This is a genomic window from Nodosilinea nodulosa PCC 7104 (genome assembly GCF_000309385.1).
Classification (GTDB): Bacteria; Cyanobacteriota; Cyanobacteriia; order Phormidesmidales; family Phormidesmidaceae; genus Nodosilinea; species Nodosilinea nodulosa.
The window spans coordinates 205,002-217,037 of sequence record NZ_JH976537.1 but is presented as its reverse complement, the minus strand read 5'-3'; the positions used below and the strand labels follow the sequence as shown (position 1 = coordinate 217,037).

Annotated in this window: 13 protein-coding genes; 4 read left to right on the top strand and 9 right to left on the bottom strand. The window is 58.9% G+C overall.

All coding sequences use genetic code 11. The features are described from left to right. Nucleotides 1-20 precede the first annotated feature (20 nt). Nucleotides 21-542, bottom strand: coding sequence for a LabA-like NYN domain-containing protein (locus tag LEPTO7104_RS0100915; RefSeq protein WP_026072253.1), 522 nt, complete (start codon nucleotides 540-542; stop codon nucleotides 21-23). Nucleotides 543-1,249: 707 nt separating this feature from the next. Beyond that, nucleotides 1,250-2,281, bottom strand: a complete 1,032-nt coding sequence (locus LEPTO7104_RS0100910; RefSeq protein ID WP_017296656.1) for a DNA/RNA non-specific endonuclease — start codon at nucleotides 2,279-2,281, stop codon at nucleotides 1,250-1,252. 311 nt (nucleotides 2,282-2,592) lie between these two features. Between LEPTO7104_RS0100910 and sodN the strand changes: the two genes are divergently transcribed. Then, nucleotides 2,593-3,066 carry a superoxide dismutase, Ni gene (gene sodN / locus LEPTO7104_RS0100905; protein ID WP_026072252.1) on the top strand — a complete coding sequence of 158 codons (474 nt, stop codon included), beginning with the start codon at nucleotides 2,593-2,595 and terminating at the stop codon, nucleotides 3,064-3,066. A gap of 125 nt (nucleotides 3,067-3,191) precedes the next feature. Continuing rightward, a complete protein-coding gene (gene sodX / locus LEPTO7104_RS0100900) occupies nucleotides 3,192-3,566 on the top strand; it encodes a nickel-type superoxide dismutase maturation protease (RefSeq protein WP_017296654.1) in 375 nt (124 codons plus the stop codon). 76 nt (nucleotides 3,567-3,642) lie between these two features. Here sodX and LEPTO7104_RS0100895 read toward each other — a convergent pair whose 3' ends face one another. After that, nucleotides 3,643-4,239, bottom strand: a complete 597-nt coding sequence (locus tag LEPTO7104_RS0100895; RefSeq protein WP_017296653.1) for an HAD-IA family hydrolase — start codon at nucleotides 4,237-4,239, stop codon at nucleotides 3,643-3,645. Between the two features lie 430 nt (nucleotides 4,240-4,669). Here LEPTO7104_RS0100895 and LEPTO7104_RS0100885 point away from each other — a divergent pair, with 430 nt between their 5' ends. Next, a complete protein-coding gene (locus LEPTO7104_RS0100885; RefSeq protein ID WP_017296652.1) occupies nucleotides 4,670-5,200 on the top strand; it encodes a hypothetical protein in 531 nt (176 codons plus the stop codon). A gap of 106 nt (nucleotides 5,201-5,306) precedes the next feature. On the opposite strand, the gene LEPTO7104_RS0100880 is transcribed toward LEPTO7104_RS0100885, so the two are convergent. The 4 genes from LEPTO7104_RS0100880 to msrB all read right to left on the bottom strand — a co-directional run bounded on the left by LEPTO7104_RS0100880 (nucleotide 5,307) and on the right by msrB (nucleotide 8,990). Beyond that, the gene (locus tag LEPTO7104_RS0100880; protein WP_017296651.1) at nucleotides 5,307-6,305 is read right to left on the bottom strand and encodes a DnaJ C-terminal domain-containing protein; all 999 of its coding nucleotides are present in this window, start codon (nucleotides 6,303-6,305) and stop codon (nucleotides 5,307-5,309) included. 218 nt (nucleotides 6,306-6,523) lie between these two features. Continuing rightward, nucleotides 6,524-7,873, bottom strand: a complete 1,350-nt coding sequence (locus LEPTO7104_RS0100875) for a cytosine deaminase (protein WP_017296650.1) — start codon at nucleotides 7,871-7,873, stop codon at nucleotides 6,524-6,526. A 20-nt stretch (nucleotides 7,874-7,893) separates the two neighbouring features. Further along, a complete protein-coding gene (locus tag LEPTO7104_RS32190) occupies nucleotides 7,894-8,334 on the bottom strand; it encodes a hypothetical protein (RefSeq protein ID WP_017296649.1) in 441 nt (146 codons plus the stop codon). A gap of 140 nt (nucleotides 8,335-8,474) precedes the next feature. After that, a complete protein-coding gene (msrB, locus tag LEPTO7104_RS32185) occupies nucleotides 8,475-8,990 on the bottom strand; it encodes a peptide-methionine (R)-S-oxide reductase MsrB (RefSeq protein ID WP_017296648.1) in 516 nt (171 codons plus the stop codon). Between the two features lie 221 nt (nucleotides 8,991-9,211). Between msrB and LEPTO7104_RS0100860 the strand changes: the two genes are divergently transcribed. Continuing rightward, nucleotides 9,212-10,429, top strand: a complete 1,218-nt coding sequence (locus LEPTO7104_RS0100860) for a DUF4336 domain-containing protein (protein ID WP_017296647.1) — start codon at nucleotides 9,212-9,214, stop codon at nucleotides 10,427-10,429. Nucleotides 10,430-10,503: 74 nt separating this feature from the next. Here LEPTO7104_RS0100860 and LEPTO7104_RS36535 read toward each other — a convergent pair whose 3' ends face one another. Beyond that, nucleotides 10,504-11,121, bottom strand: coding sequence for a hypothetical protein (locus LEPTO7104_RS36535; RefSeq protein WP_017296646.1), 618 nt, complete (start codon nucleotides 11,119-11,121; stop codon nucleotides 10,504-10,506). Between the two features lie 79 nt (nucleotides 11,122-11,200). After that, nucleotides 11,201-11,992: a YoaK family protein gene (locus LEPTO7104_RS0100850; protein WP_017296645.1), complete on the bottom strand. Its 792-nt coding sequence runs from the start codon at nucleotides 11,990-11,992 to the stop codon at nucleotides 11,201-11,203. Between the last annotated feature and the right edge of the window lie 44 nt (nucleotides 11,993-12,036).

Sequence of the window (12,036 nt, the reverse complement as noted above, 5' to 3'; positions counted from 1 at the left end):
CGGCGATCGCGCGGGCAGAGTCAGTCTTTTTCGATATACTTGCGCACGCTGTTGAGGTCGATGTAGCGATCGGTGGCGTTGCGCAGTTCGCGGGCAATCATGCCCTCGGTAGAGACTACGGTGATGTGAGTATTTTTAGAGCGCAGCAGCTCAATGGCGCGCTCAAAATCACCGTCACCGCTAAATAAAACCACCTCATCGTACTGATCGACGGTGTTGAACATGTCGATCGCGATTTCAATATCAAGGTTGGCCTTTTGGGAGTACCGACCAGAGGTATCGTCGTAATATTCTTTGAGGATTTTAGTTCGAACAGTGTAGCCCAGGCTGATCAGCGCGTCTCGAAAGCCCCGCTGATCCTGGGGGTCTTTAAGGCCCGTGTACCAAAAGGCGTTGACCAGAGTAGCGCCGCCATCCAGGCTTAAAAAATATTCCAGAACCCGCTTGGGGTCAAAAAACCAGCCGTTTTTTTGCTGGGCGTAGAACATATTGTTGCCGTCTACGAATATCGATAAGCGCTTTAAACCGTACTTATTAGACATAAATATTATTTAGTAATCAACTTAACAAAGTACCTATAATCGGCGTAGATGTCGGGATTTTTGATTGATTGAGCTAAACACCTAGACAGTTGCTTAAGGTCGCTGACCAGCGGCTAGACAGAACCCACTCGTTCACATATATAAGCAAGGGTAAGAGTGTAACGGTTTCTCCCCAAAAAATCTAGGGCGGGAGCAAACTTGCCCTGGGGAGGGTCGCTTGGGCCAATCGTGGATTGGGCATCAGCTTAACCCTGGCTCCAACCCATGATTCATAGAGCAATAAAGCCTCCGTGCAGGCACGGCTTAAACTACGCCATGGTCAGGCCATAAAAGCCCGTGCCGACGCTTTAGCCCCTGACAATTACCCTGGTCGTAAAAAGCCGTCTTCAGCCCCGGCCCTTGGGCGGGTATCCCCCACAGCCTAACCACCCCGCAGATCAGTCAGCATAAACCCTGGGGAAGAGTAGAAACTCCCGATTTTGCCCAAAGCTGTTCATCGATACACCCGCTGACTGAAACCCATTCGATGGGGACATAATGGGTTGCCATTGCGACCGGTACCAGTGCTATTAGTCTTAACTCCTGCCAGTTTTAACTCCTAACTAATATTCAGACTTAAAATCATGCATAAACCCTAAACGTAGCGTTATCTTTCAAACCAGTATAAACGCTCACACTCAATTCTGGAATGGCAGAACGGGGGCGGCCTAGGGTACATCGCTAGGCCGAGCCTTTAAAGCGCTCTGAAGCTCAGGGGGCAAATTGTCTAGAAAGGTATAGCCTGTGGCCACTTCAAGGCGCTGAATCGAGGTTTGGTAGTGCCGCCAGTCCGGGTCGACCTGATCGGTGTTGGGCATGTCCACGGCAATGACCTGGGTGTCGCCCCCCACCCCGAGGCTGCCGCTGGGGAGGCGATCGTACACCACAATGATTTTCCACAGGCGGGAGGGGACGGCGATAGACCGGTTGCCAAGGCTGCCCTGGCTGCCGTAGCCCCCGGCAAACACGTGCAGGCTGTGATCGTACTGGTAGACGAGATCCCGCCCGTATTCTTCGAGTTCTCGCCAGGGGCCGCGATTGTTTTCGGCGGCCTGGGGCAGGATGTTGGTCATCAGAAAGGTGGCGGCGTTGTCGCCTGCAGTGCGGGTGCGATCGCCCGAGGGCACCACATGGCCGCGATCGTAGCCGCTGCCCCGGTAGTCGTTGGGGGTGACCTGGTAAAACCCGGCGGGCAGAGCCCCGTCGGGGCGAAAGTTATCCTGGCGTTTGACCGAACCCAGCCAGGCGGCATCCACCTCCCAACTGGCCCAGTTGATCAGGTTGCGATCGCGGCTGTAGGACAGCACGTACTGATTTCGCTGAATTATATAGTTGTTGGGGTTTGTCGTGGCCGCCTGGCTGGGGTTGCCCAGCACCAGGTGAGGATTGCTAGAGGGGGGAGCCGGTGGATCCGGCGGCAGCGGTACCGGGGGCAGTAGCTCGCAGGCCTTGCCGTTGCCGTCGCCGTCAAGGCCATAGGGGTCGCGAGCAAAGGCATCCAGCACCGTCTGAGCCTGGGCCTGACTGGCAAAGTCTCCGCAGTTGCAGTCATCATCCACGCAGGGGGGCAGGGTTGAGCGGTCCACCGGAGTCATCCAGCTACCTGCCAGCAGCAGCAGATCGCCGCAGCCTACCAGCCCAGCCCCCAGGGCAAACAGCACCAGCAATCGGCTCCAGGAACGCATCTGAAAAAAGGCCATGGCTAAGTAGTTACAGGTGGTTAATTTAAAGAACCCAGACGACTGGGATGTTGACTCATACAAATGTACTCAAAGGCCGAGCCTGGGCAAGGGCTACGTGCCCCTTTCTCAGGCCGAATCTATCGTCAGGAGGAGGCTTAAAGGTTGCGGAAGGACTCGATAGCGTTAACAATGTGAGACGTGGCCTGGCCTATGCCCCTGCCTGGCATAGGGATACCTATCCAGAGCGGGCGCAGTTGAGGCCAGAGGCACCAGGAATTGTCAAACGCTACCGTTTTTACGCTTTATACCCATTCACTACTAGGATGATTATGTTCAATCAAGCAATTGCCCAGCTACAGGCATGGTTCCCCGCCGCTGAGGTTCACGCCCACTGCGATGGCCCCTGCGGCGTTTATGACCCCTCTTCGGCCCGCATCGCCGCCGAAGCCGTGCTGTCGATGACCAAAAAGTTGGTCGATCTGGAGCTACCCGCTGGTGGCGACAAGGCCGCTGCCGTTGCCTACCACAACACCTTCGCGCGCTACACCGCGATCAAAGAAGAGCAGGCCCAAATCACCAAAAATGAGCTGCTAATTCTGTGGACCGACTACTTCAAGCCCGTGCACCTAGAGCAGTTCCCCGACCTGCACGACACCTTTTGGAAGGCCGCCAAGCTCTGCTCTGCCACCAAGGTAGAGGTCAGCGTTCAGCACGCCACCGAGCTGATGGAAGCCGTGCACAAAATCCACAACATGTTCTGGGCCACCAAGAACCGCGATGTCTCCTGGTACACCGCTAGCTAGATGCAGGTAGAGGAGGTGAGGAAGATGGGGAAGATAGGGGGGATGGGAACGGTGAAGGCTGTGCCTGATCCTCGTATTTCCCTGGCTTGCCAGTTTCACCATCGCTTTCCCTAGGTTCGATACCGGTGAACGATCCCCTTTTAACCGCGCCGCCGTCGCAGCTGCGCAGTAGTCGCCCCGCCGATGCGGTGCTGTGGCTGCTGCGACGGCGGCGGCGGTTTCGCGTTGTGGGTGAGTCCATGCTGCCCCTGCTGGAGGCGGGAGGTGAGGTATTGGTCGATCCCCTTGCCTACCGGCTGCAACTTCCCGCACCGGGGGATCTGGTGGTGGCCCGCCATCCCCATCAGCCGGGTCTGCGGCTGATTAAATGGGTGGTGTATGCCGATGGCGAGGGCTGTTTTTTGAAGGGGCTCAACGCCGCCGCCAGCACTGACAGCCGCGAGTTTGGCCTGGTTCCACGGCAGGAGATTTTGGGTCGGGTGGTGTGCCGGTTTCCGTAGCGTGGGTCTGCCAGTTTACCCCCGCGCACAGCTGATTTTTTGGACAGTTTATGGACAGCCCGAGCGATTGCAAGAACTACGAAAACCCCTGGACGACGGCCATGATCTCGGTGGGGGAATCGACCCGGTAGGCGTGGATGCCCGCAGCGCGAGCGGCTGCAATGTTGCGATCGCCGTCGTCAAAGAAGGCCACGGCATCGGCGGGGGTATCGAGGGTGGTTAAGAGGTACTCAAAGATGGCGGCGCTGGGCTTGATCAGGCCAATTTTGTAGGACAAAAAGAGCTGATCGAAATAGTCGAAAAAGTCGTAGCGATCGCGCAGGCGATCGAAGTGGGCCGGGTTGGTATTCGACAGCAGCGACAGGTGGTAGCGGGGTTTGAGGGCAGCCAGCACCTCGCTGCACTGGGGCAGGGGCGCCCGCACGATTTCGAGAAACTCGTGCTGCACAACCGCCGGGGCGATCGTCAGATCAAAGTCTTGCACGAAGGCGGCGGCAAAGCCGTCAAAATCGCTGCGCCCGCTTTCAAAATCGACCACGCTGGGGGCGCTCACCCAGAGCCTGTGCACCTCGTCAATGGTCACGGGGCGACCCAGCAGATCTTTGACGCGATCGAGCCACTGTAGCTCAATCAGCACTCCACCCATGTCACACACAATGTGCGTAATGGCCATTGCCGCTGCCCCACCAAAAATTCACCAGACCCACATTAACCGGGCTTTGCCCCCGGTGTCCGTATTGCAAGCCTGGATTTGGGATCAGTCCGACTCCTGGGCTGCCGCTTTTTAGAGCAAGCCAGTCGACAGTACAGGTTGGCAAGGGCATGCCCCAGAGCATTACCGTCTGTGACAGGAGGTTACGTTTTTTTCTCGAAAGGGGCGTTTGTGCTCCCCCTGCGATCGCCCTAACCCCTAATTCTCAAAAGGTTTTCGCCTTTGTGTCGCTGTGTAACGGCAAGGCCGAAATCGCGGCGCCGAAAGAATAGTTCACACCGGCAGCCAATAAAGTTCGCTAGGCTGAAATCATTGATAAATAAGGAACTCAGCTCTTGCTCTGTTCCTTAATCCAAGCTTTTGCTATCTATAGGTCACAAGGCATACATCGATGAATACGCTATCCCATTCCGCCGCTGCTAGGCCCACCCGCTGGGTCGGGGCGGTGTTGTTCGCGCTCATGTTTTGGTTCAGCAGCAGCCTGCTGATGGATTTTGTGATTATGCCCGGTCTATACGTGGGCGGCATGATGAGCCAGCCCGATTTTGGCCCCGCTGGCTACGCCATGTTTTGGGTCTTTAATCGCATTGAGCTGCTCTGTGTGGGCGTTATTCTCACCGGGCTGCTGGTGGCCCGCCAGTCTCGCCGCGAGCAGGATGTGATTGCCAGCGGTCTCCGCAGCCGCTGGTCCACCGAAATTGCCGTCGGGCTGCTGGGAATTACCCTGGTGCTGACCTACGCGATCGCCCCGGCCATGGGCGCGCTGGGCGCATCCCTAGACCCCTTCGCCCCCACCGCTGTCCCGGCTGCGATGGACAGCATGCACGGCCTGTACTTTGGCCTAGAGGCGCTAAAGCTGGTGGGCTGCGGCGCGCTGCTGAGCCTGTTTTATGGCGACCTGCGCCGAGCCGAGGAGACCTGATCTACCCCAACTGGGCCATCTCTAAAACCACGGTAGGGGCACCGGATGTGGTGCTCCTACCGTGGTTTTTTTTAAGCCAAAAAGCGCAGCAACAGGCTCGAGGTGCCTAGATTTGGGTATTTACCAAACTCTGGCGGGGGCTGGCGGTGCGGCTGTCGCGAATTTGTTCGTAGAGCTGGCGTTCGGTGTCGCTCAGGGTGGCAGGGGGCGTGATCACAACTTTGATGAGCAGATCGCCGCGATCGCCCTTGGGGCTGGGCCAGCCTTTGCCCCGCAGCCGCAGGCTCTGGCCCGAGCGAATACCCGCGGGCAGGTTCATCGTCACGCTGCCGTCGGGGGTGGGCACGTCGATTTTGCCGCCCAGCACCGCTTCGTCGGGGGCTATGGGCACCTCGGCGGTAAGGCTGTCGCCCTCCAGCTTAAAGAAGCTGTGGGTGTCGAGCTGCACCACCAGATAAATGTCGGCGGGCTGCTTACTGTAGGGGTTCATCGGCCCTTTGCCCTTGAGGCGAATTTTGGTGCCCTGCTTGGCCCCGGGGGGAATGCGCACCTCAACGCTGTCATTGCCGATGCGCAGGCGCTTTTGGGTGCCGTGGAAGGCCTCGCTAAAGGTGAGGCGAATGCTGGCCTCCTGATCAAAGGACTGGTTGGGGGGAGCGGTGTCGTAGCCAAAGCCCGGCCCGCCCGGAGCGCCGCCCGGAGTACCGTAGGAGTACGATCGCCCGCCACCGCCGGAGGTCGAAAAGCGGCCCAGCAGCTCGTTGATAAATTCGTCGAAGCTGCTGTAGTTGCTAAAGTCAAAACCGCCATCGCTGGGGCCGCCAAAGGGGCTGCCGTAGGCACCTCCGGCCCCGGCCCCGGCCCGGCTGGCCTGCTGCCAGTACTGGCCGTACTGGTCGTATTTTTTGCGCTTGTCGGGGTCAGAGAGCACTTCGTAGGCTTCGCTGACCTCTTTGAACTTGGCCTCAGCGGTTTTGTCGTCAGGGTTAACGTCGGGGTGGTACTTGCGGGCCAGCTTGCGAAACGACTGTTTGATGTCGTCGGCACTCGCCGTGCGGCTGACGCCCAGCACCGCGTAGTAGTCTTTAAAGCCCGTAGCAGCCATGCCTGTCCTCCTAAAAACCCGCGCCAGTGTTTGCCTAAAAGGCGACTTTATTGTAGTCAACTCTCGGCTGAGGGAGAGGCGCTGTCGCTATCTCCCCAACCGTCTACCAAACCTGGGTTTAGCCTAGCAAACCCAAGGCCTCAGCGAAGTTCGGTTTTCCAGGTCGAGGTGGGGTGGGAGTGGGGGAGGGGGAGCATGGGAGCGTGGGGGAGGTGGAGTTAGCTGATGCCGACGACGGCATCGAGTTCGGCGTAGTCGGGCAGGGTGGTGTCGATGGGGATGCCCTGGCGAATCACGGCGCGATCGCCCTGGGGCCGCGCCAGCAGTTCGCTAAAGCTGCGGGCCTTAAACACCACCAGGTCGGCGGGGCGACCGACGCCAATCAGCCCCGCCTCCAGCCCCATGATTTGGGCCGGGGTGCGCGTTACCGCCTGGGGCCAGTCGCCTAAGGGGCGATCGAGCTGGCCAATGCGCACCGACTGGGTAAACACCTCCACCATGTCGTGGTCACCGTAGGCAAAGAAGGCGTCGCGGCAGTTGTCGCTGGCTAGGGCCACCGCTACGCCAACCTGGCGCAGCTCCGGCAGCAGGGTGACTCCCCGGTAGCGGGGCATGCGGCCCGGCTGGCGGTCTTGCAGATAGAGGTTGCACATCGGCAGGCTGACCACGCTGACCCCGGCGGTTTTGACCAGGGCGAGGGTGTCCTGGACGCGATCGCCCGCCTGCACTGACAGGCTACAGCAGTGGCCGCAGTTGACCCGGCCCGTAAACCCCCGGCGCAGCTTGGTTTCGGCCACGATCCGCAACCCCTCGGCCTGGGGGTCCAGGCTCTCGTCGGCGTGAAAATCGAGGTCTAGGCCCCGCGCTTCGGCCAGGGCAAAGGCGCGATCGATCTGGGCTTCAAGGCCGGGCTGGGGGTAGATCACGCCGCCCAAAATGCCGCCATAGCTGGCTACAGTATCGGCCAGGGTTTCGGCTTCGGGGCGATCGTAGTAGTCCACCGAGACCAGGCAGACGGCCTGGAGGGTAAGGCGATCGGCCCACTCCTGCCGCAGTCGATCAAATACCGCAAAGCTGATTTTGGCCTGGCCCTCCAGGCAGTCCAGGTGGGTTCTTACGGCGTGGGTGCCGTGGGCGTAGCTGCACCGCAGGCCAAAGGCCATGCGGGGGTAGAGATCTTCGGCGCTCCAGCGGCGCTGATCGGCGGCGGCGGCGCTGAGGGCAGCGGCAAAGGTGCCGTCCGGGTTGGGGCTACGCAACCAGGTGTGGGCCTTGTCTAAATGGGTGTGGCAGTCGGCGAAGCAGGGCCACACCATGCCCTGGCCAAGATCGTAGCGGGGCAGGCCGTCGTCTGGGGGCAAGGAGGCTGGCACCAGGGCCGCGATCGCCCCATCCTGAATCCGCAGGTGGGCGGCGACTAGCTCTTCCAGGCGGGGAGAGGCCGCGAGTTCAGCAATGGGGGTGCGCAGGGGGGCAGCGGCATCGAGACAGGCGAGGGGAAGGCGGGCGTTGCACAGCCAGTAGCCAGTGGGCCGGTTAGCCAAAAGCTCATCAAGGGGTCGAGTCATGGCCTTACCGTATCACTGGATCACTCGGCATAGATGCGCTCAATCGAAAAGTCGGTGATGGTGTCTTCAAAGCGGTTGAAGGTGATGCGCATTTCGTCGTAGGCGCGGGCGGCAGAGACGCCGCGCGGGGTGGGGCACTGCACCTGCATCAGGGTTTGAAATGACTCGTAGACCGCGTGGGTATAGAGCGTCTTTTCGCAGAGAGGGCTAATAAACCCTTCGATGGCGAGCTGGTTCAGGGCCGCAATGCCCAGCGGACTTTGCAGCACAACATGCCAAATCTGCGCCTGATTATCTTCGCTAGCGGGCTGCCAGACCTCCGGCAGGGCCGAGTCGGGTTCGGCCTGGGCAAGGCCTGTGGCTGCGATCCCCGCATCTACGGCGGAGGCTCCGGCCAAAACCAGCAGACTGGCGCCAGCAGCCAGCCCGCACCACCGCCGCCATAACGATTGTTTGCCCATAGCGATCTCCTTCACGGTCTCCTTTGACTGTGGCCCTATTCTAGGGAGTCCGCCTGGGCAAGCCGTCCAGGGTTACAGGAATTGCAACCAAAAACCCCGATCGCCCTGGGGCAATCGGGGCCGCTAAGTCGGGCCAACCGCTAGGCCTGCTCGGGCACAAACTCCAGGGAGACGCCGTTCATGCAGTAGCGCTGGCCGGTGGGGGCGGGGCCGTCGGGGAAGACGTGGCCCAGGTGGCCGCCGCAGGTGGCGCAGTGCACCTCTACGCGGGTCATGAAGAAGGAGCGATCGGTGGTGGTTGCGATCGCCCCCTCAATCGGCGCGTAGAAGCTGGGCCAGCCGGTGCCGCTGTTGAACTTGGTGTCGGAGGTAAACAGCGGGGTGCCGCAGCCCGAGCACTTGTAGGTGCCGGGTTCGTAGACCTTGTCGAGGGGGCTGGAACCGGCCCGCTCGGTGCCGTGCTGACGCAGCACCCGAAACTGCTCGGGGGTGAGCTGATCGCGCCATTCGGCTTCGGTGTGGTTAACGGTAAATTGCTCGTTGGTAGTGGCCATAGTGTCTAGTTGTTTAGAAAAACTCTCAGCGGTTAGGTGATTGAGCAGCCAGGTGCCGCCAACTACGGCGGTACCGGCTTCTAGGAGCTTACGTCGCTTCATGGCGGGGTCAAACCATCGATAGGTATAGGCCGGTTGCAGGCAGGCGATTCCCTAAAAGGAAGCTTCGCCATCGCCCGGCGGCCCGTTTTATTTAACTTAACGTATCTGCCCTGGGCAACCCTGATAGGGCCGTGAGAATTTGCCCCAATTCCCCTGAACCCCCGTTCTTTAGTAGGCTATGACTACCATTGATGTCCCTCAGGGATGGCCGCCGAACCCCTATGTCAGTTGTTACCTCTGCTCCCTTTAGCCGCCGCGATCGCGCCTGGCCCTTCTGGCCCGTAGTGCCCCTTTACCCCTACGGGCAGCGCCCCACCCAGCGGGTAGAAGTGGTCAAAGATACCCTGTGGACCTTTGAGCAGTTCCAGGGCATTTTCTACGTGGTGGTGCCCATTCGCATGACGGTGGTGCGGCTGGAACCCACCGGGCTGCTGGTGTACTCCCCGGTGGCCCCTACCTCTGAGTGCATTGCTCTGGTGCGCGAGCTAGAGGAGCGCCACGGTCCGGTCAAGTACATTGTCATGTCTACGGTAACGGGCATTGAGCACAAGGTGTTTGTTGGCCCCTTTGCCCGCCGCTTTCCAGCCGCCCAGGTCTATGTCACCCCTAACCAGTGGAGCTTTCCGCTCAATTTGCCGCTGCCCTGGCTGGGTTTGCCGGGCGATCGCACCCACCTGCTGCCTGCCGATAGCTCCCAGGCCCCCTTTGCCGACCAGGTAGACTACGCCCTGCTGCCCAAAATCGATCTGGGCCTCGGCCCCTTTGGCGAGACGGCCTGCTTTCACCGGGCCAGCCGCACGCTGCTGGTGACCGACGCGATCGTGGCGATTCCAGCAGAGCCGCCTGCGATTCTCCAGCTCGACCCCTTTCCGCTGCTGTTCCACGCCCGAGACAGTGCCGCCGAGGCAATCGTCGATACCCCCGCCAACCGGCGCAAGGGCTGGCAGCGGATCGCCCTGTTTGCCTTTTACTTTCGCCCCAGCACGCTGGATGTGGCAGCGGCGGGAGACATGTTTAGAGAGGCGAAGCAGGCCCCGGTGCGATCGCGCCAGCACTACTTTGGCCTCTACCCCTTCCGCTGGCGGCCCGACTGGCCCCAGTCCTTTGCGGCCCTGCACAACCACGGCCAAATGCAGGTCGCCCCGATCCTCAAAACCTTGATTTTTAACCGAGGACCGGAGGCGGTTTTAGACTGGGCCAGCGCCGTGGCCACCTGGGAGTTTGAGCGCATTATCCCCGCCCACCTGGAAGCTCCAGTTGCCGCTACCCCAGCCCAATTTCTAGCCGCCTTTGAGTTCCTGCGCAGCGCTCCAGCCCAGCCCAGTCAATCCCTACCGGAGGCAGACTTTGAACTGCTTCAGCAAATTGAGGCTCTGCTCATCAGCCGGGGCATAGCTCGCCCCCGCGCAGAGCTGACTAAACAGAGTTCACTTAAATAGGGTCACTAAACAGTTGCAAAAAAGCAGAGGCCCTGGGGCCTCTGCTGAAGAGAAAACAGCAAACAGCGGCAGGCCTACTCGTCTGTCGCTTCCATGGCCGCCTCCATTTTGGCCGAAATCTTTTCTTTGATTTCCTCCATGGTGGGCATGAATTCTTTCTTTTTCTCAAAGCCCAGCTTGATTTTTTCAGCAATCTCTTCGGGGGTAGGGGCCATTTCAGCACCCTCTACATCGGGGGCAAACATCCCTTTGCTTTCCATACCTATCTTGATTTTTTCGGCAATCTCTTCCGGCGTAGGCATGAACATTTCTTTCTTGTTCATGAAGACCTCTTTTTTCTGCTCCGGGGTGAGGGCAGCAAACAGCTCACCTTTGGGAATGGTCTTCATGATCGAGGCCAGCTCTGACTTTTGCTCAAGGGTCAGCGCCATGCTCTTAAAGGCCTTGCGAAGGCTGTAGCCCTCTTGAATGGCCTGCTCAAACTTTTCGGCTTGCTCAGGGAAGAGAATATTCTCAATTTCGGGCACGTATTTGGACTGAAGCTCTTCAATGAGCGCCGCTTGCCCCTCGGTCAAATCAATATTGTTAAAGAACGGCAGCGAAAAAGGGAACGGATTAGCACTAGCAGGGCTAACGGCCAGGGTGAGTGAAACCAATGTGCACAGCGCAATGGCGAGCAGCTTTCTCAACATATCGGGGAATTCTCCTATCTGTTTAACACAACTCTATTTGACACGACTAGAACTGCAACCGTCGACCGCAGAGGGCCGCCTAGCTCTCGTCACTTACTGCTTTAAAATGCTCAGAGAAGGCCACAACTGCCATAAACGATATCACAATTACCGGTATCACCAGGCTCCACCAGGTTTCAGAAATTAACACAAAGTAGGTTGCCCCCAGGCCTCCCAGGGCAAACCCTAAAATAATCGGCACAACTCGGCCCATCCGCTCTACCGATTCTGCTGCCGCCAAAGCGGCTTTCTCATCTCCAGCGGCAGCAAACTTAGATATGGCCACCTGAACTAAGTCAATGGTGAGCTGAGTAGTGTTGCCGGTCATGACCGTGGTGGGAATATAGCTTTTGAAGACGCCTTTTGCCTCTTTCATTAAGGCATTTTGAATACCCATAGCCACCACCCCAGCAATGCCAATGGGCAGAATATATTCTTCTTGGACGCTGAAAATCAGGGCGGGAGACAAGTTGACGCCCACGATCAAAAAAATCGTCAAGGCCACGGCCTCAGCGGTTAGTAAGATCGCAAAAACAGGCCACTTCTTCTTACGAGCATAGCGGGCCAGCAGCGACGTCCCCGCCACCGACACCATAAATGCTGGAATCATCAGCAGGTGGGTAATTACAGACTCTTCGTCAGCCATTACAAACTCGTACCCGGCCAGGGCAATATTGCCGGTGACGTGGGCCGTAAAAATGCCGAACAGTATAATGAATGCCGAGGTGTCGACAAACCCCGCCACCCAGCTCAGCATGAACCCGGCTGGGCCATCGCTGAGAAAGTAGCTGCCAAGGCTAAACTCAGACTTTGTAGGAGAACTCGCAACCATGATAGATATCTAAACTTGGGGTCATCATCGGAGGTTGTTAGCCT